We start from the raw sequence: 19,629 nt of genomic DNA, 5'->3' as shown, positions 1-19,629 counted from the left end.
ACCTTCAACGATTCCGCCGGCCGGGTTTCCACTGGCGTGGCACCCGTCACAACCTCAGCCTGCCTGCGCCCAGGAGCGCAACATCGAGGCGGCGATGGAGGAATTGCCCGGCATGACGAGGCCGTCCACCACCTCACCGGGCGCCTCGATCGCCGCGCGCAGCGCGTCCCGGGATACCCAGCGCGCCTCGGCGATCTCCCCGTCCGCGGGCCGCAGCGGCGCGGACCGATCGGCGACGGCGGTGAATCCGAGCATCAGGGACCGCGGGAACGGCCAGGGCTGACTGCCCAGGTAGCGCACCGAATCCACCTCGATGCCGACTTCCTCGCAGATCTCCCGGTGCACGCAGGCTTCGAGTGCTTCGCCCGCCTCGACGAACCCGGCGAGCACCGAGAAGAAGGTCTCCGGCCAGCTCGGCTGGCGCGCCAGCAGCACGTGCTCGCCGTTTTCACCTTCGCCGTCGTGCACGAGGCAGATCACCGCCGGATCGGTGCGCGGATAGTCCTCGACCTCGCAGTGCGCGCACCAGCTCGCCCAGCCGGAGCGGATGATCCGCACGGGATTGCCGCAGCGCACGCAGAATCGCGTGCTCCGCTGCCAGTTCAGGGTGGCGACCGCGGTGACGAACAGGCCCGCGCCGGTGTCGTCCAGCAGCGCCCCACCGAGCCGCAGGTCGGTGTGCCGCGCGTCCTCGGGCAGTTCGGCGCGCACCGCCCAGTAGGCGAGATCGTCCTGTTCACCGAGCAGCACCGCGCCGTCCGGGGGCAGTTCGCCGAGTTCTTCGGCCGGCTGGAAAACCAGGGCGCCACCGTCCTCGGTGACCTGCGCGCGCCCCTTGCTGTCGACGCTGAGCACCCGCGCGTCCGCCCAGCCGGACCGCAGCCGCTGCACCTCGTCGCGCAACGGTTCGGTCCTGTCCACAGTGGACCGCGAAAGCCTCGGCAGTCCGTCGAGGGTGAACTTCACGGGATCACCACGCCGCCGAGCACGCGCAGCTTCGCCGACAGCAGTGCGGCATCCCCGACGACCACTCCGGTGAACCTGGCCGGGGCGAAGAACTCGGCTGCCGTCTCGGCGATCTGCTCCCGGGTGACCGCCTCGAGCCGGGCCTGGTGCCCGGAAAGCCACTCCACGCCGAGCCCGACCGCCACCAGTGCGGCCAGCTGGCTGGCCAGCCCGGCCTGCGCGGAGCGCGCGGTCAGCAGCGAACCGATGGCGTACTGGCGAACCGATTCGGTCTCCGCCTCGCTCGGTTCCACGATGGCAAGGCGCGCGAGCTCGTACCGGGTCTCGAGCAGGGCAGCCGCGGTTACCTCGCTCGCGGTGTCCGCGCCGACCAGCACCGAGCAGCCCGCCGGGGTGAACTCGAGCCTGCTGCTCGCCCCGTAGGTGTAGCCCTTGTCCTCGCGAATGTTCTCCACCAGCCGGGAGGAGAAGTATCCGCCGTAGATCATGTTCGCCAGCTGCAGTGCGGCATAACGCTCATCGGTGCGCGCGATCCCCTGCGCGGAAAGGCGAATCTGCGACTGCACCGCGCCTTCCCGGTGCACGAGCGCGATATCGCCGCCGGTGAGTTCGGGAAGCGGCGGCATTTCCTGCGCGGTCTGCTCCCCGGTCCAGCCACCGAGCGCGTCCGCGAGCCGGCCGGTCACCTCGGCCGGGTCGAAATCGCCGACCAGCACCAGGCTCGATCCGCGCGGCAGCACCGATTCCGCGTGCATGGCGCGGACTTCTTCACCGGTGACGGTGGTGACGTCCGAAGCCTGCGGAACCTCGAGCGCGTACGGGTGATCGGCGTAGCGATGCCGTTGCAGCGCCGCGCGGGCGATGATGCTCGGCTGGGACCAGGCGACCGAGAGCCGTTCCACCAGTCGCGCCCGCTCGTTGTCCACTTCGGACGGGACATAGCTCGCCGAGGTGAGCGCGTCGGCAAGCACCTCGAGCAGTTTGTCCAGTCCCCCGGCGAGACAGCTGCCCTCGATGAGCAGTTTCTCCGGATCCACGACCGCGTCGAGTTCGCCGCCGACCAGCGCCAGATCGGTGTCCATGGCGATCCGGTCCCGGTGGCTCGTTCCGGTCAGGATCGTGCCGGCGAGTACCTCGGCGCGCGCGGCGTAGGCGGGGTCTCCGGTGCCCGCCCCGCGTTTGGCGAACGGGATGCGCAACCGCAGCTCCACCAACGGCACTCCGCGCGAGGCCACCGCGAGCACCCGTAATCCGTTCGGCAGCACCGTGTCCACGTGTTCGAGACCGGCGGCGGGCGGCTGGACGCCGAGCGGGGGAAGCTCGCGCGGTCCGCGCTCGGTGCTCGCGATCTCCGCTGCGGTTCGGCTCACTGCTGTCCTCCTGGGGTCACGGTCTGCACGGCACGGGCCGTGGTTCGTTTCGCGGCGGCTGCCTCGGCGACCTGGTTCGCGGTCACGGCGCCGATGCGCTCGGGCAGTTCGGCGACGAGTTCGGCGCTCCCGTGCAGCAGCTCGGTCGCACCGTAGTCCAGCGCGCGGGAGACGAGCCGGTCATGGTTGCCGTGCAGCGCGGCGGCCCAGCGCGCGGACACCCGGGCCAGTTCGGTCTCGTCCGGGCCGGTCTCGGCGAGGCGTTCCAGTTCCTCGTCCACGACCGCGAGCACCTTCTCGCTCGCCACCTCATCGGTGTGGATCGCGGTGAACACGAAGGTGTCCGGATCACGGGAATCCAGCGGGGCGCCCATCAGCCCGCAGCGCGCGTTCACCTCCACCACCAGCGGTTCGGTGTGCACCATCCGCTGTTGCAGCCGCGAGGCATCGCCCTCGGTGAGCACCGCGCCGAGCACGTGGCTGGCGAGGTAACCGTCCAGATCGCTCACCGGGTCGGGCAGCCGGTAGCCGACCGCGAGGGCGGGAAGCGGGGCGTGCGCGTCGACCACGTTCCCGGTGCGCTGGCTCTCGGGTGCCGGCTCCCCGAAGTCCGGGCGGACCGGGCGCGGGCGGGCCGGAACGTCCCCGAAGTGCTTCTCCACCAAGGCAATCGCGGTGTCCACTTCGAACTCCCCGGCGATGGTGAGCACTGCGTTCGACGGAGCGTAGTAAGTGTCGAAGAAGGAGGCACAGTCCTCCACGGTCGCGCTCTCCAGCTCGGAGAAGTCGCCGTAACCGTTGTGCGCGTTCGGGAACGTCTGGTAGAGCACCGGCGGCAGGGTGATCCACGGGAACCCGCCGTAGGGCCGGTTGAGCACGTTGAGCCGGATTTCCTCCTTGACCACGTCGACCTGGTTGCGCAGGTTCTCCTCGGTGATCCGGGGCGCGCGCATCCGGTCCGCCTCGAGGAAGAGAGCCCGCTCGAGCGCGGCGGAGGGCAGCACCTCGAAGTAATCGGTGTAGTCCGGGTGCGTGGACCCGTTGAACGAGCCGCCGGAACCCTGGACATGCCGGAAATGCGCGAGTTTCTCCAGCGATTCGCTTCCCTGGAACATCAGGTGCTCGAACAGGTGCGCGAACCCGGTCCGGCCTTCCGGTTCGGAGCGGAAACCGACGTCGTAGTGCACGCTCACCGCGACGAGGCCGAGCCCGCTGTCCGGGGCGAGCAGCACCCGAAGGCCGTTCGAACACGTGAACCGATGGATGTCCGGGCTGATCATGCTCCCCACAGTAGCCGCCGGGCGCACGGGCTCGTCGTGACCCGGTCCACACCGGCCGCGACCACCGCCGCATGCAGAGTGACCTTTGCAGAGAAAATTCTGCAAAGGTCACTCCGCAAAGAAAGATCGGCGCGGTTGAGAATCGGGGCAGGTAGGGATCAGAGCGCGTGCGGGCGCCGGACGACCGGACTGAATCCGACGAACAGCCCACCGCAGATCCCGGCGAGCGCGAGGCCGGCGAACGCGAGCCGCTTGGACCCCACTCCGCTGCCCGCGTTGTTCGCCAGGCTGGCGTACTGCTCCCCGGGCCCGGGGAGCACGACCCGCACCTGCTGGCCGACCTCACTCCCGCAGCCGTCGAGCTTGGCGTTGCGCGACTCGCCGGAGACCGTGTAACTGACCGTATCGTGCGGATCCGCTCCGGTGCACTGCGCGCTCGACTTGACCATCGCGTCCACAGCGTTCTGCTGCCCGGCAGCGGTGTCCCCGCCGAGCACACCTGGGAGCAGCCACAGCACGAGCGCGGCGAAGCCGACGCCGAGTACGGCGGCGATCGCGATCGGGAGCAGCCGGGTCCTGCGCGAGCTTGTCACCCTTCGATACTGACAGATTCACCGGCGTATCGCTGCCCGCCCCGCATCCGATCACTCGGTAGCGGGGGTCACCTTGCGCACGTACAACAGCCGGTCACCTCGTTCGATGGTGTCCGCCTCCGGTGCGTCCACCCGATAGAGCCGGCCGCCGCGCACCACGCCGAGCACCAGATCGGGCAGATACCGCGGTGAACCGCCGATCTCGGCGCGCTCCACGTCCCGTTCCGCGATGGCCAGGCCCGCGTCCGGGGTGAGCAGGTCCTCGACCATGTCGACCACGTTCGGCGTGGAGGTCGCCATGCCGAGCAGCCGCCCGGCGGTCTCGCTGGACACCACGACCGAATCGGCCCCCGACTGGCGCAGCAGGTGCACGTTCTCGGTTTCCCTGATGGACGCGGCGATCTGCGCCTTCGGGGCGAGTTCGCGCGCGGTGAGCGTGACGAGCACGGCGGTGTCGTCCCTGCTCGGCGCGACGACGATGGCCCGCGCCCGGTTGGTCCCGGCCACCCGGAGCACATCGGAACGGGTCCCCGAGCCGTGCACGGTCACACAGCCGAGCCCGGATGCGGCCTCCAGCGCCCATTGGTCGGTGTCCACGACGACCACCTGACCCGGATCGGTGCCCTCGCCGAGCAGCGCACCGACCGCCGAGCGGCCCTTGGTCCCGTAGCCGATGACCACCACATGGTCGCGCACCTTGGTCCTCCAACGCTGAATGCGGAATACCTGCCTGGAACGTTCGGTGAGCACGGAAAGTGTCGTACCGACCAGGACCACCAGGAACAGCACCCGCAGCGGGGTGATCAGCACGATGTTCACCAGCCGGGCGGTCGCGGTGACCGGTGTGATGTCCCCGTATCCGGTGGTGGAGAGCGAGACGGTCGCGTAGTAGAGGCAGTCGAGCCAGGACAACGGTCCCTGCTTGGACGAGTCCCGGTAGCCGCCCCGGTCGACGTAGACGATCACCACGGCCGCGGCGAGCGCGAGCAGCGCCCACAGCACCCGCCTGCCGATCGACCGGGCCGGGCTGACCTTGATCTCCGGCATCGTCACGACACCCACGAGCGAATGGTCCGGCTGATCGGACAGTTCCTCGCGCGAGCGCAGTTTGGTGAAGATGCCGCCTCGCTGCTTCCCGGTCACGATCGGGCAGCGTACTGGGCGCGCACCGGGAGTACACCCGCGACACGGACGAACCGCCGCTATTCGCGAACCCGCATCCGAGCAGCGCCCGAACGGAGGGTTTCCCCGCACGCACGGGCGTTTACCGTGGTGTCTATGACACGGATCACAGACTTGGCGCGAATCACCGGCGGACGCTCGCGTTCGATCTCTCCGGAGAACTTCACCGGGGACAAGGGCGCGGGCGGGGCCGCGACCGAAGGCACCGGCGCGCACCCGGCACGCGACCTCGGACAGGGCTGGAAGGTCTCACCGAGTGTGGACATCCCCGCGGGCACCGGGTTCACCATGGCCGAGATCTCCGGGCCCGCCGTGATCCGGCACATCTGGCTGACCACCGACGCGAAGAACTGGCGCAGCATGGTGTTGCGCATGTACTGGGAACACGACGAGCAGCCCGCCGTCGAGGTCCCGCTCGGGGATTTCTTCTGCCAGGGCTGGGGTGAATTCGCGCAGGTGAATTCGATACCGATCGCGGTGAATCCCAAGGGGGGATTCAACAGCTACTGGGAAATGCCGTTCGCCGAACACGCGCTGCTCACCCTCACCAATCTCGGCCCCGAACAGGCTCGCGTCTACTACCAGGTCGACTACGAGCTCACCGAGGTTCCCGAGGGTTCGGGTTATCTGCACGCGCACTGGCGGCGGAACAATCCCCTGCCGTACAAGGAAGTGCACACGGTGCTCGAAGGCGTCGAGGGAGCAGGGCACTACGTGGGCACCTATCTGGCGACCGGAACGCACAATTCCGAATGGTGGGGCGAAGGGGAGTTCAAGTTCTACCTGGACGGGGACGAAGAATTCCCCACCATCTGCGGAACGGGAACCGAGGACTACTTCGGCGGCGCGTGGAATTTCGACCTGCCCGGAGCGGGCTACACCGCTTACAGCACCCCGTACCTCGGCCTGCCGCAGATACTCCGCCCGGATGGGCTCTACCGCAGCCAGCAGCGCTTCGGCATGTACCGCTGGCACATCCCGGATCCGCTCCGGTTCCACGAGAACCTGCGGATCACCGTGCAGGCGCTCGGCTGGCGCTCGCTGGACCGGTATCTCCCGCTCCAGGACGACATGGCCTCGACCGCGCTGTTCTACCTGGACCGGACGAGCACCCACCGCCCGCCGGAACCGGACTACGACCGCATGGAGGTGCTGTGACGTTGGCAGTGCTGTGAGCGCGGGTCACTCGCTCGGCACGGTGCGCAGCAGCTCGCGCAGCCCGTCCACGTCGAGCAGGTCCGCGGGGGCGACGGTGCGGTCGGCGCGCACGTAGTAGAAGGCCGCCCGCACCCGCTCCACCCCGGCATCGGCGATCGCGGCCCAGGCCAGCCGGTAGATCGCCAGCTGCACGGAAACGGCGCGCATGTGTTCCTCGTCCGGGACCATGCCGGTCTTCCAGTCCACGACGGTCCAGCCGCCGTCGGCATCGGCGAACACGGCATCCATCCGCCCGCGCACCACGATTCCCTCGACCTCGGTTTCGAAGCCGACCTCGACCTCCTGCGGCACCCGGTTTCCCCATTGGCCGCCAAGGAAAGCGGCGCGCAGCCGGTCGAGATCGGCCTCCGGGGTGTCGTCCCCGTCCGCGGCACCGGGCAGTTCGTCGAATTCGAGCAGCGCGTTGGAGGCGAACCGGTGCTCGAGCCAGGCGTGGAAGGCGGTACCGCGCCGGGTGGCCGGGTTCGGTTCGAACGGGAGCGGGCGACGCAACCGGGTGGCCAGCGCGCCGGGGTCCTCGGCGAGTTCCACGAGCTGGCTCACCGAGAGCTGGGCGGGAAGCGCGACCCGTTCGGCGCGCTCGGCCCGCGCGGCCCGTTCGGCGAGCAGCACGTCGACCTCGGCGGCCCAGCCCTCGGGGTCGTCCTCGGTTTCGGTGTCCTCGACGTCTTCGGCTTCGAGTGCGGCACGCACCAGGGCCGCTCCCTCGGCGACCGCGTCCCGGCGTTCGCCGAGCGGATCGGCGGGCCAGTCGGCGCTGTGCTGGCGGGCCGCGACCGGGTTCTCCTCGTCCGGTTCGGGTTCCGGTGCCCAGCAGGCGATCTCGCCGAGCTCGGGATCGGCCTCGAGCAGTTCGCGCACTTCTCGGAGCAGCACCGAGGGGTGGCGCGGTTTCTTCCCGGTGGCTCCCCACCAGTGCGCGGAGGCGAGCAGCGTGTGCTCGGTCCTGGTGAACGCGACATAGCACAGCCGCCGTTCCTCGGTCAGCCGCCGGTCGTCGAAGTCCTCTTCGTGTTTGGCGAGCGCTTCTTCGAGTTCCTTGCGGTCCCCGCCCGCGGGCAGCCGCAGCTCCGGCAGGTCGATGGAATCCCCGCGCAGTTCGGCGGGTAGTTCGGCGACGTTCCCGAGCCAGCTCGACGCCTGTTTGCGGGCCGGGAACACCCCTTCGACCAGGTGCGGCACCGCGACCAGCTGCCATTCGAGGCCCTTCGCGGCGTGCACGGTGAGCACCTGTACCCGGTCCTCGGCAACGACCACCTCACCCGGTTCGAGTCCGTCCTCGGCGTCCTCGGCGGTGGCCAGGTAGTCGAGCAGGGCGCGCAGGTTCGCGTTCGGACTGGACGCCGCGTAGTCGGCGACCACCTCGGCGAACCGGTCGAGCTGGGTGCGCCCGACCGGACCCGGCCGGGACAGGGTCTCGATGTCCAGCCGCATGGTGCGTTCCACATCGGCGACCAGTTCGGCCAGCGGCTGGTCCATCCGGGAACGCACCATGCCGAGTTCCCTGCCCAGCGCCCGGATCCGGGCATAGCCCAGCTCGGTGTAGCGCTCCGGCGGGCCGGGATCGTCGATCGCGTCCACCAGCCCGGCCTGCTCGGCGAGCTCACCGGGCAGCGCGCCGCGCACATCCACTCCGGCGAGCAGTTCGGGGCTGGACTGCCCGGCTTCGCCGGCCTCCGCGAGTTCCCGGCAGCGGGCCCACAACGCGGAAAGGTCGGCGGCCCCGATCCGCCAGCGCGCCCCGGTGAGCAGACGCGCGGCAGCGGTGCCCGCGAGCGGATCGATGAGCACGCGCAGGGTGCTGACCAGATCGCGCACCTCGGGTTCGCGCAGCAGCCCGCCGAGCCCGACCACCTCGACCGGCAGTCCGCGCGCCCGCAGTGCCGCGGCCAGTTCGGCCATGTCCGCGCGCCTGCGCACGAGCACCGCGGCGGTCGGCGCGCTTCCGGTGCGCTCCACATGGGCGTGCCAGCGCGCGGCGAGTTCTCCTGCGACCCATTCGCGCTCGGTCTCCACATCGGGGTGCAGGGCGGCGCGCACTTCGGCGGGCTCGGCGCCCGTGCGGGCGCGCAGCTCACCGACCCGCAGCCCGGCGTCGCGCAGTTCCTTCGCGGTCCGGTTGGCGATCGCGAGCACCTGCGGCGGATTGCGGAAACTGGTCAGCAGCGAGTACTCCCCCGCGGGCCGCCCACCGTTGGGGAAATCGGTGGTGAACCGGGGCAGGTTCGCCGCGCTCGCCCCGCGCCAGCCGTAGATCGACTGCGCGGGATCGCCGACCGCGGTCACCGGGACGCTTTCCCGCGCCCCCTTGCCGAACAGGGTGCGCAGCAGCACCCGCTGGGCGTGCCCGGTGTCCTGGTACTCGTCGAGCAGCACGGCACGGTAGCGCCCGCGTTCGGTCTCCCCCACCTCGGGATGCTCGGCGGCCAGCCTTGCGGCGAGCGCCATCTGGTCGGCGAAATCGATCGCGCCCTCGGCCCGTTTGCGCCGCTGGTACTCGGCGACCAACGGGAGCAGGGCGACCCGCAGCCGCTGCACGTCCAGGCGTTTGCGGGTCTCCTCCTTGATCGCGGTGCCCTGTCCCTTGGCCCGCGGCGCGTGCTCCACCGCCTGGCAGATCCGTTCGGCGTGCGCGGCGAGGGTTTCGGTGTCCACGAGGTGTTCGGCCAGCTCCCCGGCCAGGGCGAGCAGATGCGCGGTGACCGTGGCGGGCACGTAGCTCGTCTCCAGTTCACCGTCCCATGTGGACACCACGCTGCTGGCCAGCTGCCAGGCCGCGGTCTCGGTGAGCACCCGCGCGCCCGGTTCCACGGGCAGCCGCAGGCCGTGCTCGGCGACCAGCCGTCCCGCGTACGCGTTGTAGGTCAGCACGGTCGGCTCGCTGGCCAGCACCTCGGCCCGCAGCGCCCCGCTGGGGTCGGTCTGTTCGAGCAGCGGCGAACCGGCCAGCCGCCGCAACCGGGCCCGCACCCGTTCGGCGAGCTGGCGCGCGGCCTTGCGGGTGAAGGTCAGGCCGAGCACGTGTTCCGGGGTGACGAAGCCGTTCGCCACCAGGTACACCACGCGGGCGGCCATGGTCTCGGTCTTGCCCGCGCCCGCACCGGCGACGACCAGTGCCGGTTCGATCGGGGCGCCGATGACCTCGGCCTGTTCCCCGGTCGGCGCGGGCAGGCCGAGCGCGGCGGAGATGTGCAACGGCGAGAGCGGTTCCCTCATCCGGTCACCTGCCTGCCGTCCTCGTGTGCCGGGCAGCTGATGCGCGCCGGGCAGGTCGGGCACTGGTCGTTGGCCACCGCCAGATAGCCGGGGCCCGCCGCGGTCTCGGCGGCCTCGATGACCATGCGCGCCCAGTCGGCGAGGCGTTCGGCGTCCGGTGCGTCCTGGCCGCGTTCGGTGACCCCGGTGCGTTTCTTCGGCGCGGCGACGTAGAGCAGCCTCGCCCCGCCCGGCTGCCGGGACACGCCCTCGAAGGCACCGAGCGCAGCCGCGAGCTGATACACGGCCAGCTGCGCGTGTTCGGCGGCCTGCTCGGCGGAGACCGCTGTCTTGCTGGTCTTGATGTCCACGATCACCGGCCGGCCCTCGCCGTCCACCTCGAGCCGGTCCACCCGGCCGCGCAACCGCACCCGGGAGTCTTCCAGCTGAACCGAGAGCGGCGCCTCGAGCGCGCGCTGGGTGAGTTCGGCGCGGCTGCCCTTGAGCCAGGTCTCGAAGGCACGCAGCATCCCGCGCAACCGGTCCTGCTCGCGGCGGGAGAACCAGGGCGCGGCGATGTCCAGCTGAGACCAGGCCTTGTCCAGCTCGGCGTCGACCTCCTCGGTGCTCGCGCCCTCGGCCGCGGCCTGAGCGAGCGCGTGAATCAGGCTCCCGGTGGTCGCGGGCAGCTCGGCGGGATCGGTGCCGCCGACCCGCTGCACGAGCCAGCGCAGCGGGCAGGTGGTGAGCACATCCACGGTGGAGGGGCTCAGGTCGACGGTTTCCTCCGGGCCCCAGAGCGGGGCGGTGCTCGACGGTTCGGCCAGCGCGTACCAGGTGTCCGGATGCGCCCCGGGAACCCCGGCGCGGGCGAGCCTGGCCAGCTGACGGGCGGCCCGCGCGCGCCGATCGGCCGGGGTACCCGGATCGGCGAGTGCCTTGCGCAGTTCCCCGATCAGTTCCGCGAGCACGAGCCCGCGTTCGGGTTTGCTCGCCTGCTGTGGCTCCGGTACCGGGTCCTCCTGCTCGGTGACCAGTTCGTCGAGGAACCGCGAGGGTTGCTCCTCCTCCCCGCGCACCGCGCTGACCAGCAGGGTGTTCCGTGCCCTGCTCGCCGCGACCACGAACAGCCTGCGCTCCTCGGCGAGCAGTTCGGAGGTGGTGGATGTGGTGTCGGTCTGGATCCCGGACAGCGTGTCGACCAGCCGCTCCACGCCGAGCAGGGTGCCCCTGGTGCGCAGGTCCGGCCAGCTCCCCTCGGCGACTCCGGCGACCGCGACCAGATCCCATTCCCGCCCGCACGCGGCGTGCGCACTGGTCACGGTGACCGACTCGGAGTCCGGAGCGGTCGGGGCGAGCGAATCCCCCGCGATCTGCTGACCGGCCAGGTACTCCACGAATCCGGCTGGCGAGGCGCCGGGCAGCCGGTCCACATAGCTGGCCGCCGCGTCGAACAGGGCGACCATCGCGTCCAGGTCCCGGTCGGCCATCCGGCCCAGGTGCCCGCCCCGCGCCGCGGCTTCGGTCCAGCGCCGTTGCAGCCCGCTGCGTTCCCACACCCGCCACAGCATCCGTTCGACGCCCTCGTCGAGCGCGTCCACGGCAGTGTGCAGCAGATCGGCGACCCGGCGCACCGGGGCGGCCGCGTCCGGTTCGAGCGCGGTGAGCGGGTCGTCGTCCCGCAACACCTCGGCGAGGACCTCCCCGCTCGGCCGGTCCCCGCCACCGGCGAGCTCCAGCCTGCGCAGACCGCGGCGCACCCGGCGCATGGCGAGCGCATCGGCCCCGCCCAGCTGCGAGGACAGTAGCGCCGCCGCGGTCTCCGCATCGAGTTCACGCAGGTCGGCGGCGCAGCGCAGCAGGGTGAGGAAACCGCGCACCGCCTCGTGGGTGGGCAGCGGGATCTCCCTGGCCGGGATCGAGACGGGTACCCCGGCGGCGAGCAGGGCGCGGCGCAGCGCGGCGAGTGAACGGGGCACCGACCTGGTCACGATCGCCATCCGGGCCCACGGAACGCCCTCCATCAGGTGCGCACGGCGCAACCGGCCCGCGATCCAGTTCGCCTCCGCCGCCTGGCTGGGCAGCAGCCGCACCTCGATCGAACCCTCCGCGCGTTCCCCTTCCGGGACCGGTAACCGGGTACCCGGCAGCCGGGAGCAGACTCGCCCGACCGCGCTCGCGATCGGTTTCGCCATCCGGTGCTGCTCGCCGAGGCGCACCTCGTAGTCCGGTTCCGCGCCGGTGAACAGGCCCGCGTCCGCACCGCGGAAGGAGAACACGCTCTGGTCCGCGTCCCCGGCGAGCACGAACTCCGCCCCGGTCTCCCCGAGCAGCTTCGCGAACGCGAAAGCCTGCGGATCCAGGTGCTGGGCATCGTCCACCAGCAGGTGCCGGATCCGTGCGCGTTCCGCGGAGAGCAGCACCTCGTCGGTGTCGAAGGCGAGCAGTGCCGCCGCGACCAGTTCGGCGGCGTCCAGCGCGGGCGCGGTCGCCTGCGGATGCTGCGCGCCCACCGTGCCCTGCAACAGGGTGACCTGCTCGTAGGTGCGGCCGAACTTGCCAGCGGCCACCCATTCCGGGCGTTTGTGCGCGCGGCCGAGCTTGATCAGGTGCTCGGGGCCGAGCCCGCGTTCGGAGGCGCGCAGCAGCAGATCGCGCACCTCGCTGGCGAACCCCGGCAGTCCGATCGCCGGGCGCAGGCTCGCCGGCCAGTAGTCGGCATCGTCCTCGATGTCCCCGGCGAGCAGCACCCGCACCATCGCGTCCTGCTCCGGACCGGGAAGCAGCCGCGGCGAGGGCTGCTCGTGCATGGCCGCGTGCCTGCGCAGCACACCGAAGGCATAGGAGTGCACCGTGCGCACCAGCGGCTCGCGCCGCGTGCGCACCCCCTCGTCCGCGAGCAGCGCCGAGATCCGGATCCGCATCGCGTTCGCCGCACGGCGATCGGGTGCCAGCACCAGCACCTGCTCGCCGTCCCCGGCCAGGATGCGCGCCGCGGCCAGTTCAGCGAGCAGCGTGGTCTTGCCGGTTCCCGGTCCACCCCGCACCCGGACGAAGCCGTGCGCACCATCCAGGAGGGCGCGCGCGGACTCGTCCCACCGGGTCCGTTCACCACGCCGTTGCTGGCGCACGAGTCGGGGTGTCACGCCAACATGCAACCACGCGGGGCCGACAATGGCGGATGTGGACGAGGAACTGCACGAGCGGGTGCGCGAGATCGTGCGCACCATCCCCGAGGGCAAGGTGGCCAGCTACGGCGATATCGCGGCGCGCGCGGGCGCACCGTCACCCCGGCTCGTGGGCCGCATACTCGCCGAGGACGGGCAGGACATCCCATGGCACCGGGTGTTGCGCACCAGCGGATACCCGGCCCCGCACATCGCGCGCGAGCAGCTGGCCCGGTTGCGCGCGGAGGGTGTGCTCGCCGATGGGGAGCGAATCCCGATGCGCCGTTACCGGTGGGCGGACTGAACGATTCAGCGAAGCGGTCCGGTGGCTCGCTGCCGGGTGACCTCGGCGATGCCTGCCCAGTCGAGGTCCGTGCCGAGCTGCTCGGCGGCGGTGCTGAACACTTCGTGCAGCACCGGCCCGGTCGGCAGCTCGACGCCGTGCTCACCGGCCGTGCGCAGCGCGAGGTTCAGATCCTTGAGCGCGAGCGGCGCGGTGAATCCCACCGGCGTGTAGGTGCGGGTGGCGATCGCGTTGCCGTAACCGCCGTATATCGCCCCGGGGAAGACCGAGTCGGTGATCATCCCGACGAACCGCTCGGCGTCCAGTCCGGCGTGCTGGAGCAGGGTGACCGATTCGGAAAGCGCCTGTATCGCGTGCGCCATCAGGTAATTGATCGAGATCTTGGCGATCGGGGCGGCATCCGGTTCCGTGCCGAAGTCCCAGACCCGCTTGCCTATCGCGGCGAGCATCGGCGCCGTGGCCTCGTGGACACCCGCATCCCCGGAAGCCAGCACCGTCAGCTTGCCCGCGGTGATCGCGTCCGGACGGCCGACGACCGGGGCACTGAGGTAACCGCCACCGAGCGCGGCGAACTCGCGGGCCGCTGCCGGGCTGATCGTCGCGTGGTCGACGTGCACGAAGCCCTCCGGCGCCGCGGCCACTCGTTCGGCGGTGAAGACCGCGCGCACCGCTTCCTCGTTGCTGAGCATCGAGAAGACGGTCCCGGTCGCGATCGCGTCCTCCGGCCGGTCACCGAGCCGCGCGCCGCGGGCCACCAGTTCATCCGCCTTGCCCGCGCTGCGGCTCCAGACGGTGACTTCGTAACCGGCGTCGAGCAGGCGGCCCACCATCGCGGTTCCCATCCTGCCGAGCCCGATGAAGCCGACGTGCTGATTCGTCATGATCGTTCCTCCGTTCTCCGCGTGGATCGCGGTCTACCGGCTCAGCTGGAGTGCCCCGGTCAGCTGTTCGTCGATCCGGCGCAACAGATCCCGGTTCGGCTCGAGCGTGGCCCCGGGGTCCCGCAGCTGCCAGTTCTCGTCGACATCCCGGTCCGTGATGACGGCTTCGACGTGCGTGTCGAGCACGTCCATGTGCAGTCCGTGCAACACGCCGATGAACTGTTCGGCGGCCTTGTCGCCGCCGCGGGTGCCGTAGGTGACAAGGCTCGCGGGCCGGTCGCGCCATTCGTGGTAGAGGTAGTCGAGCGCGTTCTTCAGCACGCCCGGGTAGCCCCAGTTGTACTGCGGGAACACGAACAGGAATCCGTGGTAGCTCTGTACGAGCCGACTCCAGGCCCGGGTGTGCTCGTGCTCGTACTGCTGCAGCGCGGCCTTGAGCGGTTCGTCCAGGAAAGGCAGCCCCACCGCGGCGAGATCGACCACCTCATAGACCAGCTCGCTGTCCTCGCCCAGGACCTCGCGCACCCAGGCGGCGACGGCACCGCAGATCCGGGTGGGGCGAGTGCTGCCGATGAGCACGGCGATGCGCTTCTTGCCTGCCATAGGAGTACCGCTTCCGCAGTATGGTTCGTTGCACACACTGTTGGTGTCACGAATCAAAATAGTTGGTGTCACGAACTCGGTCAAGCTACGCTCCCGCACCGTGGACACTCACTCACCCGACCGTGCACCCGCGCCGGAGCTTGGCCTGGTCGACGGGCTGATCCAGCTCTCGTTCATCCTGCAGGCGATTCTCGGGCGTCTCGCCAGCCAGGAAGGGCTGTCGGTCACCCAGTTACGGATGCTCGCCGTACTCGACGATCGGGAAATCGGCATGCGGGCACTGGCCGGGATCCTGGAACTGGAGAAGTCCAGTGTCACCGGCCTCGTCGATCGGGCCGAGCGGCGTGGCCTGGTGCAACGGGTCGCCGTTCCCGGCAACCGGCGCGCGGTCCATGTCACCGTCACCGACTCCGGCCGGTCCATCGTGCACCTGGTGCACGACGCGGTCCGATCCGAGATCGGGCATCTGGCGGACACGTTGAGTGAGCGGCAACAGAGCTCGTTCCGTCGCTGTCTCGAAACCCTGATCCACCACTACGTCACCCATCGCGCCATCCCACGGTGAGCCGGGACTGCGCGACGCGGGTATCAGGCGTGGGTGCGGGCCGGCTCCACCAGCTCCACGAGCACCCCGCCGGCGTCCTTGGGGTGGATGAAGTTCACCCTGGAGTCCGCGGTTCCGCGCTTGGCCTCGGGGTAGAGCACCCGCAGTCCGGCTTCCTTGAGCGCCGCGGTCGCCGCGTCCACGTCACTGACCCGGTAGGCGAGCTGCTGCAGGCCCGGCCCATTGCGGTCGAGGAACTTCGCGATGGTGGAGTCCTCCGAGACGGGCGCGAGCAGCTGCACCGCGGTGCCCTCGTCGCCGGGCACCCGCAGCATCGCCTCACGCACGCCCTGCTCGTCGTTCTCCTCGACGTGGTACGCGTCGAGCCCGAAGTGTGCCCGGTAGAACTCGATGGCCTCGTCGAGGTCCGCTACCGCGACACCGACATGGTCGATCGCGACAACGTAGGGGCTGATGGCGTTGTCCATGCCCCAACGGTAGGGGGAAGAACCGATTCCGTGTTGTGGCGTGCGTGACATCGTGGTCACATCAACTGTCAACTCGTGACCAAGATGGTGCAACTTCCGACCTCGAAGCCCTGCCGGACCAGTTTCAGGAGGCTTGACGCATGACCGAATCAGTGATCGTCGCGGGCGCACGAACCCCGATGGGCAGGCTGCTCGGCTCGCTTGACCAGTTTTCCGGCGCTGACCTCGGTGGATTCGCCATCAAGGCCGCGCTGGAGCGTTCCGGGGTCGCCCCGGACGCGGTGGACTACGTGATCATGGGCCAGGTGCTCACCGCGGGGGCGGGCCAGATCCCGGCGCGCCAGGCCGCGAACAAGGCCGGGATCCCGATGGATGTGCCCGCGCTCACCGTCAACAAGGTGTGCCTTTCCGGCCTGGACGCGATCGCGCTCGCCGACCAGCAGATCCGGGCCGGGGAGTTCGACGTGGTCGTCGCCGGTGGCCAGGAGTCGATGACCCAGGCGCCGCACCTGCTCACCAAGTCCCGTTCCGGATTCAAGTACGGCGACACCACGCTGACCGATCACATGGCCTACGACGGGCTGCACGACGCGTTCACCGACCAGGCCATGGGCCTGCTCACCGAGCAGCGCAACGACAGCGACGGGCTCAGCCGCGAGGCGCAGGACGCGTTCGCCGCCCGCTCGCACCAGCGTGCCGCGCGGGCCTGGAAGGACGGCCTGTTCGCCGATGAGGTGGTGCCGGTGGAGATCCCGCAGCGCAAGGGTGACCCGGTGGTGTTCAACGAGGACGAGGGCATCCGCGCGGACACCACCGCCGAATCGCTGGCCAAGCTCAAGCCCGCCTTCCGCAAGGACGGCACCATCACCGCGGGCACCGCATCGCAGATCTCCGACGGGGCCGCCGCGGTCGTGGTGATGAGCAAGGCCAAGGCCACCGAGCTCGGCCTCGAATGGCTCGCCGAGATCGGCCCGCACGGAGTGGTCGCCGGTCCGGACTCCACCCTGCAGGAGCAGCCGGCGAACGCGATCGCCAAGGCCTGCGCCAAGAACGGCACCGATCCGGGCAAGCTCGACGTGATCGAGATCAACGAGGCCTTCGCCGCGGTCGGGCTCGCCTCGGCCCGCAAGCTGGGTTACGCCGAGGACGACGAGCGGATCAACCCGAACGGCGGCGCGATCGCCATGGGTCACCCGATCGGTATGTCCGGTGCCCGGCTCGCGCTCACCCTCGCGCACGAACTGCGCCGCCGGGGCGGCGGAACCGGGGCGGCCGCGCTGTGCGGTGGCGGCGGCCAGGGTGACGCACTGCTGCTCACCGTGCCGCGCTGAACGAGGCCCGACGCAATTAGAGTGATCACGTGGCCAAACAGAGCATTCCGGAGCTGATCGAGCAGGCCCGTGACGGTCGTCCGCGCGCGGTGGCGCGGCTGATCTCGATGGTGGAGGACGCGAGCCCGGCACTACGCGAGGTCGCCGCCGGGCTCGCCCCGCTCACCGGGAACGCGGCGGTCATCGGGATCACCGGTTCACCGGGTGTCGGCAAGTCCACCTCCACCTCGGCGCTGGTCTCGCTGCTGCGCAAGCAGGGCAAGCGGGTCGGGGTGCTCGCCGTGGACCCCTCGTCGCCGTTCTCCGGCGGCGCCCTGCTCGGGGACCGGATCCGGATGCAGGACCACGCCCTCGACGACGGCGTGTACATCCGCTCCATGGCGACCCGCGGTCATCTCGGCGGGGTGGCCTCGGCGACCGGTCAGGCGCTGCGGGTGCTCGACGCGGCCGGCTGCGATGTGGTGCTCATCGAGACGGTCGGCGTCGGCCAGTCCGAGGTGGATGTGGTGAGCCTCGCCGACACCACCCTGGTGCTGCTCGCCCCCGGTATGGGCGACGGTGTCCAGGCGGCGAAGGCGGGCATCCTGGAGGTCGCGGATGTGTTCGTGGTGAACAAGGCCGACCGGGACGGCGCCGATCAGGTGGTGCGCGATCTCAAGCACATGATCTCGCTCGGCCGCAGGGAGCGCGAGGGCCCGAGCTGGCGCCCGGAGATCGTGCCGACCGTGGCCAACCGTGCCGACGGGGTCGGCGATGTGCTCACCGCGATTGAATCGCACCGGAGCTGGCTGACCGAGCACGGTGAGCTCGAGGCGCGGCGGCGGCACCGCGCCGAGCGCGAGATCGAGGCCATCGCGCTGGCCGCGCTGCGCGCCGAGATGGGCGATCTGCGCGGCGGGGACACGCTCGGTGAGCTCGCGGCCGAGGTGGCGGGCGGCAAGACCGACCCGTACGCGGCCGCCGACCGGCTGATCGCTACCTTGCGGAACACATGACGGTGCTGTTCCGATCGCCTCGCTGCTGCGCTCCTCGGGCCGCTGGCGGCCCTTCGATACTCAGGGTGGATGCGCTCTCATGAATCCCGACCCAGCAACGGCCCGCCGCGCGATCGGCGGACTCGTCCGGACTACCCCGGTGCTGCACGCCCGCGCGGATCTGCTGTTCAAACTCGAGCAGCACCAGGTGTCCGGGACCTTCAAGGCACGCGGGGCGTTCACCGCGCTCACCCTCGCCAGGGAGCAGGGCACCCTGCCCGCTGCCGGGGTGGTCGCGGCCTCCGGCGGGAATCACGGGATCGCCGTGGCGACCGCGGCGACCACGCTCGGTATCCCGGCGCACGTCTTCATTCCGGAGGCCGCCTCCTCCGCCAAACGTGCCCTGCTGGAGGCGAGCGGGGCGAAGGTGACCGTGGCCGGCGCGCTCTACGCCGATGCGCTGGAGGCCAGCCGCACCGAGATCGAGCGGACCGGCGCGATGCAGATCCACGCCTACGACCAGCCGGAGGTGGTGGCCGGTCAGGCGACGCTCGGGCTGGAACTGCTGGAGCAGGCGGAGTTCGACACGGTGCTCGTGGCGGTCGGCGGTGGCGGACTGCTCGGCGGGATCGTCACCGGGCTGGCCGGTTCGCTGGCCCGGATCGTCGCGGTCGAGCCGGAACTGATCCCCTCCATGCACGCGGCACTCGCCGCGGGCGGCCCGGTCCAGATCGAGGTCTCCGGGCTCACCAAGGATTCCCTCGGCGCGAGCAAGGTCGGCGCGCTGCCGTACCGGCTGGCCGCCGAGGCCGGGGTGCACAGCGTGCTGGTGCCCGAGGCGGAGATCCAGGCCGCGCACACTGCGCTGTGGCAGGAATTCCGGATCGCCGCCGAGTACAGCGCCGCGACCGCCTATGCCGCCCTGCGCTGCGGTGCCTACCGGCCCCGCGATGGCGAGCGGATCGTGGTGCTCATCTGCGGGGCCAATGTCGAATCCCCCCGGGTGTAACCGTGTCCCGCCCGGTGATCGTCGATCCGGCCGCCGCGACCCGGCGGCTGCTCCGGTTCGCCGCGCTGATCTGCGCACTGGTGGGTCTCGGTGGCATCGCGGGCGCGATCGCCGGGGGCAGCCTGGCGACCTTCCTGCTCGTCGGCGTGTTCTTCCTGCTGTTCGCGGTGTTCCTGGCGATCGGGAGCACCCGGGCGCGCACCGGGGAACGGCTCGTGTTCGACGAGCACGGCATCAGCGGATCCGGCGGGGAGCGCGATTGGTCCATCGGCTGGGCCCAGCTGCGCACCGCGCGCACCACGACCGCGCGGGTGTCCACGGGTTCCGGTACCGCGCTCGGGGTTCCCTGTCTGGAACTCACACCCTCCGATGTGGACAGTGCGGGCGAGCACGCGGATCTCGCCCACCTCTGGGACGCCGAGGCCGGGGCGTGGCGCTGCCCGGTCAGCCCCGCGGGCAACGCGCTGCGCCGCACCGCCCGCGGGATCCGCCGGTTCCGCCGCCGCTGACGGCAGCAGCGGAAC

The 19,629-nt window shown here is 70.8% G+C and carries 17 protein-coding genes; 7 read left to right on the top strand and 10 right to left on the bottom strand.

The window, feature by feature from the left end; all coding sequences use genetic code 11:
- Positions 1-54 precede the first annotated feature (54 nt).
- The 5 genes from nudC to A37U_RS0108845 form a co-directional block, all read right to left on the bottom strand.
- Positions 55-966 carry an NAD(+) diphosphatase gene (gene nudC, locus A37U_RS0108865; RefSeq protein WP_020496272.1) on the bottom strand — a complete coding sequence of 304 codons (912 nt, stop codon included), beginning with the start codon at positions 964-966 and terminating at the stop codon, positions 55-57.
- Entirely contained in the window at positions 963-2,336 is a 1,374-nt protein-coding gene (locus tag A37U_RS0108860; RefSeq protein WP_020496271.1) for a M16 family metallopeptidase, read from the bottom strand. The genes nudC and A37U_RS0108860 overlap by 4 nt, the downstream gene beginning before the upstream one ends.
- On the bottom strand, positions 2,333-3,616 hold the full coding sequence (locus A37U_RS0108855; RefSeq protein WP_020496270.1) for a M16 family metallopeptidase: 1,284 nt from the start codon (positions 3,614-3,616) through the stop codon (positions 2,333-2,335). Before A37U_RS0108855 ends, A37U_RS0108860 begins: the two co-directional genes overlap by 4 nt.
- 158 nt (positions 3,617-3,774) lie before the next feature.
- Positions 3,775-4,209, bottom strand: coding sequence for a hypothetical protein (locus A37U_RS0108850; RefSeq protein WP_020496269.1), 435 nt, complete (start codon positions 4,207-4,209; stop codon positions 3,775-3,777).
- Between the two features lie 51 nt (positions 4,210-4,260).
- On the bottom strand, positions 4,261-5,352 hold the full coding sequence (locus tag A37U_RS0108845; protein WP_020496268.1) for a potassium channel family protein: 1,092 nt from the start codon (positions 5,350-5,352) through the stop codon (positions 4,261-4,263).
- A gap of 135 nt (positions 5,353-5,487) precedes the next feature.
- Here A37U_RS0108845 and A37U_RS0108840 point away from each other — a divergent pair, with 135 nt between their 5' ends.
- The gene (locus A37U_RS0108840) at positions 5,488-6,549 is read left to right on the top strand and encodes a glycoside hydrolase family 172 protein (RefSeq protein ID WP_205622887.1); all 1,062 of its coding nucleotides are present in this window, start codon (positions 5,488-5,490) and stop codon (positions 6,547-6,549) included.
- 24 nt (positions 6,550-6,573) lie between these two features.
- On the opposite strand, the gene A37U_RS0108835 is transcribed toward A37U_RS0108840, so the two are convergent.
- Entirely contained in the window at positions 6,574-9,825 is a 3,252-nt protein-coding gene (locus A37U_RS0108835) for an ATP-dependent helicase (protein ID WP_020496266.1), read from the bottom strand.
- Positions 9,822-12,950 (bottom strand): ATP-dependent helicase, encoded by a 3,129-nt coding sequence (locus A37U_RS0108830; protein WP_240437519.1) that lies wholly within the window; start codon positions 12,948-12,950, stop codon positions 9,822-9,824. Before A37U_RS0108830 ends, A37U_RS0108835 begins: the two co-directional genes overlap by 4 nt.
- 37 nt (positions 12,951-12,987) lie before the next feature.
- Between A37U_RS0108830 and A37U_RS0108825 the strand changes: the two genes are divergently transcribed.
- Positions 12,988-13,275 carry an MGMT family protein gene (locus A37U_RS0108825; RefSeq protein ID WP_026197006.1) on the top strand — a complete coding sequence of 96 codons (288 nt, stop codon included), beginning with the start codon at positions 12,988-12,990 and terminating at the stop codon, positions 13,273-13,275.
- A 5-nt stretch (positions 13,276-13,280) separates the two neighbouring features.
- Here the strand turns inward: A37U_RS0108825 and A37U_RS0108820 are convergent, their stop codons facing one another.
- Both A37U_RS0108820 and A37U_RS0108815 read right to left on the bottom strand, forming a co-directional pair.
- Positions 13,281-14,156 carry an NAD(P)-dependent oxidoreductase gene (locus A37U_RS0108820; protein ID WP_020496263.1) on the bottom strand — a complete coding sequence of 292 codons (876 nt, stop codon included), beginning with the start codon at positions 14,154-14,156 and terminating at the stop codon, positions 13,281-13,283.
- 33 nt (positions 14,157-14,189) lie between these two features.
- On the bottom strand, positions 14,190-14,759 hold the full coding sequence (locus A37U_RS0108815) for an NADPH-dependent FMN reductase (protein WP_020496262.1): 570 nt from the start codon (positions 14,757-14,759) through the stop codon (positions 14,190-14,192).
- Between the two features lie 100 nt (positions 14,760-14,859).
- Between A37U_RS0108815 and A37U_RS0108810 the strand changes: the two genes are divergently transcribed.
- Positions 14,860-15,324, top strand: coding sequence for a MarR family winged helix-turn-helix transcriptional regulator (locus A37U_RS0108810; RefSeq protein WP_020496261.1), 465 nt, complete (start codon positions 14,860-14,862; stop codon positions 15,322-15,324).
- Positions 15,325-15,347: 23 nt separating this feature from the next.
- On the opposite strand, the gene mce is transcribed toward A37U_RS0108810, so the two are convergent.
- Positions 15,348-15,791: a methylmalonyl-CoA epimerase gene (mce, locus tag A37U_RS0108805; RefSeq protein WP_020496260.1), complete on the bottom strand. Its 444-nt coding sequence runs from the start codon at positions 15,789-15,791 to the stop codon at positions 15,348-15,350.
- 140 nt (positions 15,792-15,931) lie between these two features.
- Between mce and A37U_RS0108800 the strand changes: the two genes are divergently transcribed.
- The 4 genes from A37U_RS0108800 (at position 15,932) to A37U_RS52835 (ending at position 19,614) form a co-directional block, all read left to right on the top strand.
- The gene (locus A37U_RS0108800; protein WP_020496259.1) at positions 15,932-17,122 is read left to right on the top strand and encodes an acetyl-CoA C-acetyltransferase; all 1,191 of its coding nucleotides are present in this window, start codon (positions 15,932-15,934) and stop codon (positions 17,120-17,122) included.
- A 29-nt stretch (positions 17,123-17,151) separates the two neighbouring features.
- The gene (gene meaB, locus A37U_RS0108795) at positions 17,152-18,117 is read left to right on the top strand and encodes a methylmalonyl Co-A mutase-associated GTPase MeaB (protein ID WP_020496258.1); all 966 of its coding nucleotides are present in this window, start codon (positions 17,152-17,154) and stop codon (positions 18,115-18,117) included.
- Between the two features lie 79 nt (positions 18,118-18,196).
- Positions 18,197-19,105, top strand: coding sequence for a serine/threonine dehydratase (locus A37U_RS0108790; protein ID WP_020496257.1), 909 nt, complete (start codon positions 18,197-18,199; stop codon positions 19,103-19,105).
- Between the two features lie 2 nt (positions 19,106-19,107).
- Positions 19,108-19,614: a hypothetical protein gene (locus tag A37U_RS52835; protein WP_040586859.1), complete on the top strand. Its 507-nt coding sequence runs from the start codon at positions 19,108-19,110 to the stop codon at positions 19,612-19,614.
- The last annotated feature ends 15 nt before the right edge of the window (positions 19,615-19,629 follow it).

The sequence above is a fragment of the Sciscionella marina DSM 45152 genome (assembly GCF_000379465.1).
Taxonomy (GTDB): Bacteria; Actinomycetota; Actinomycetes; order Mycobacteriales; family Pseudonocardiaceae; genus Sciscionella; species Sciscionella marina.
Note: the sequence above shows the minus strand (reverse complement) of the source record. Positions and strands in the feature narration are given on the sequence as shown.

Bases quoted from the DNA above. Each gene is read 5' to 3' on its own strand.
- A37U_RS0108835 (WP_020496266.1), bottom strand. From the start codon at position 9,825: ATGAGGGAACCGCTCTCGCCGTTGCACATCTCCGCCGCGCTCGGCCTG.
- A37U_RS0108840 (WP_205622887.1), top strand. From the start codon at position 5,488: ATGACACGGATCACAGACTTGGCGCGAATCACCGGCGGACGCTCGCGT.
- mce (WP_020496260.1), bottom strand. From the start codon at position 15,791: ATGGACAACGCCATCAGCCCCTACGTTGTCGCGATCGACCATGTCGGT.
- A37U_RS0108800 (WP_020496259.1), top strand. From the start codon at position 15,932: ATGACCGAATCAGTGATCGTCGCGGGCGCACGAACCCCGATGGGCAGG.
- A37U_RS0108815 (WP_020496262.1), bottom strand. From the start codon at position 14,759: ATGGCAGGCAAGAAGCGCATCGCCGTGCTCATCGGCAGCACTCGCCCC.
- A37U_RS0108855 (WP_020496270.1), bottom strand. From the start codon at position 3,616: ATGATCAGCCCGGACATCCATCGGTTCACGTGTTCGAACGGCCTTCGG.
- A37U_RS0108790 (WP_020496257.1), top strand. From the start codon at position 18,197: ATGAATCCCGACCCAGCAACGGCCCGCCGCGCGATCGGCGGACTCGTC.
- A37U_RS0108820 (WP_020496263.1), bottom strand. From the start codon at position 14,156: ATGACGAATCAGCACGTCGGCTTCATCGGGCTCGGCAGGATGGGAACC.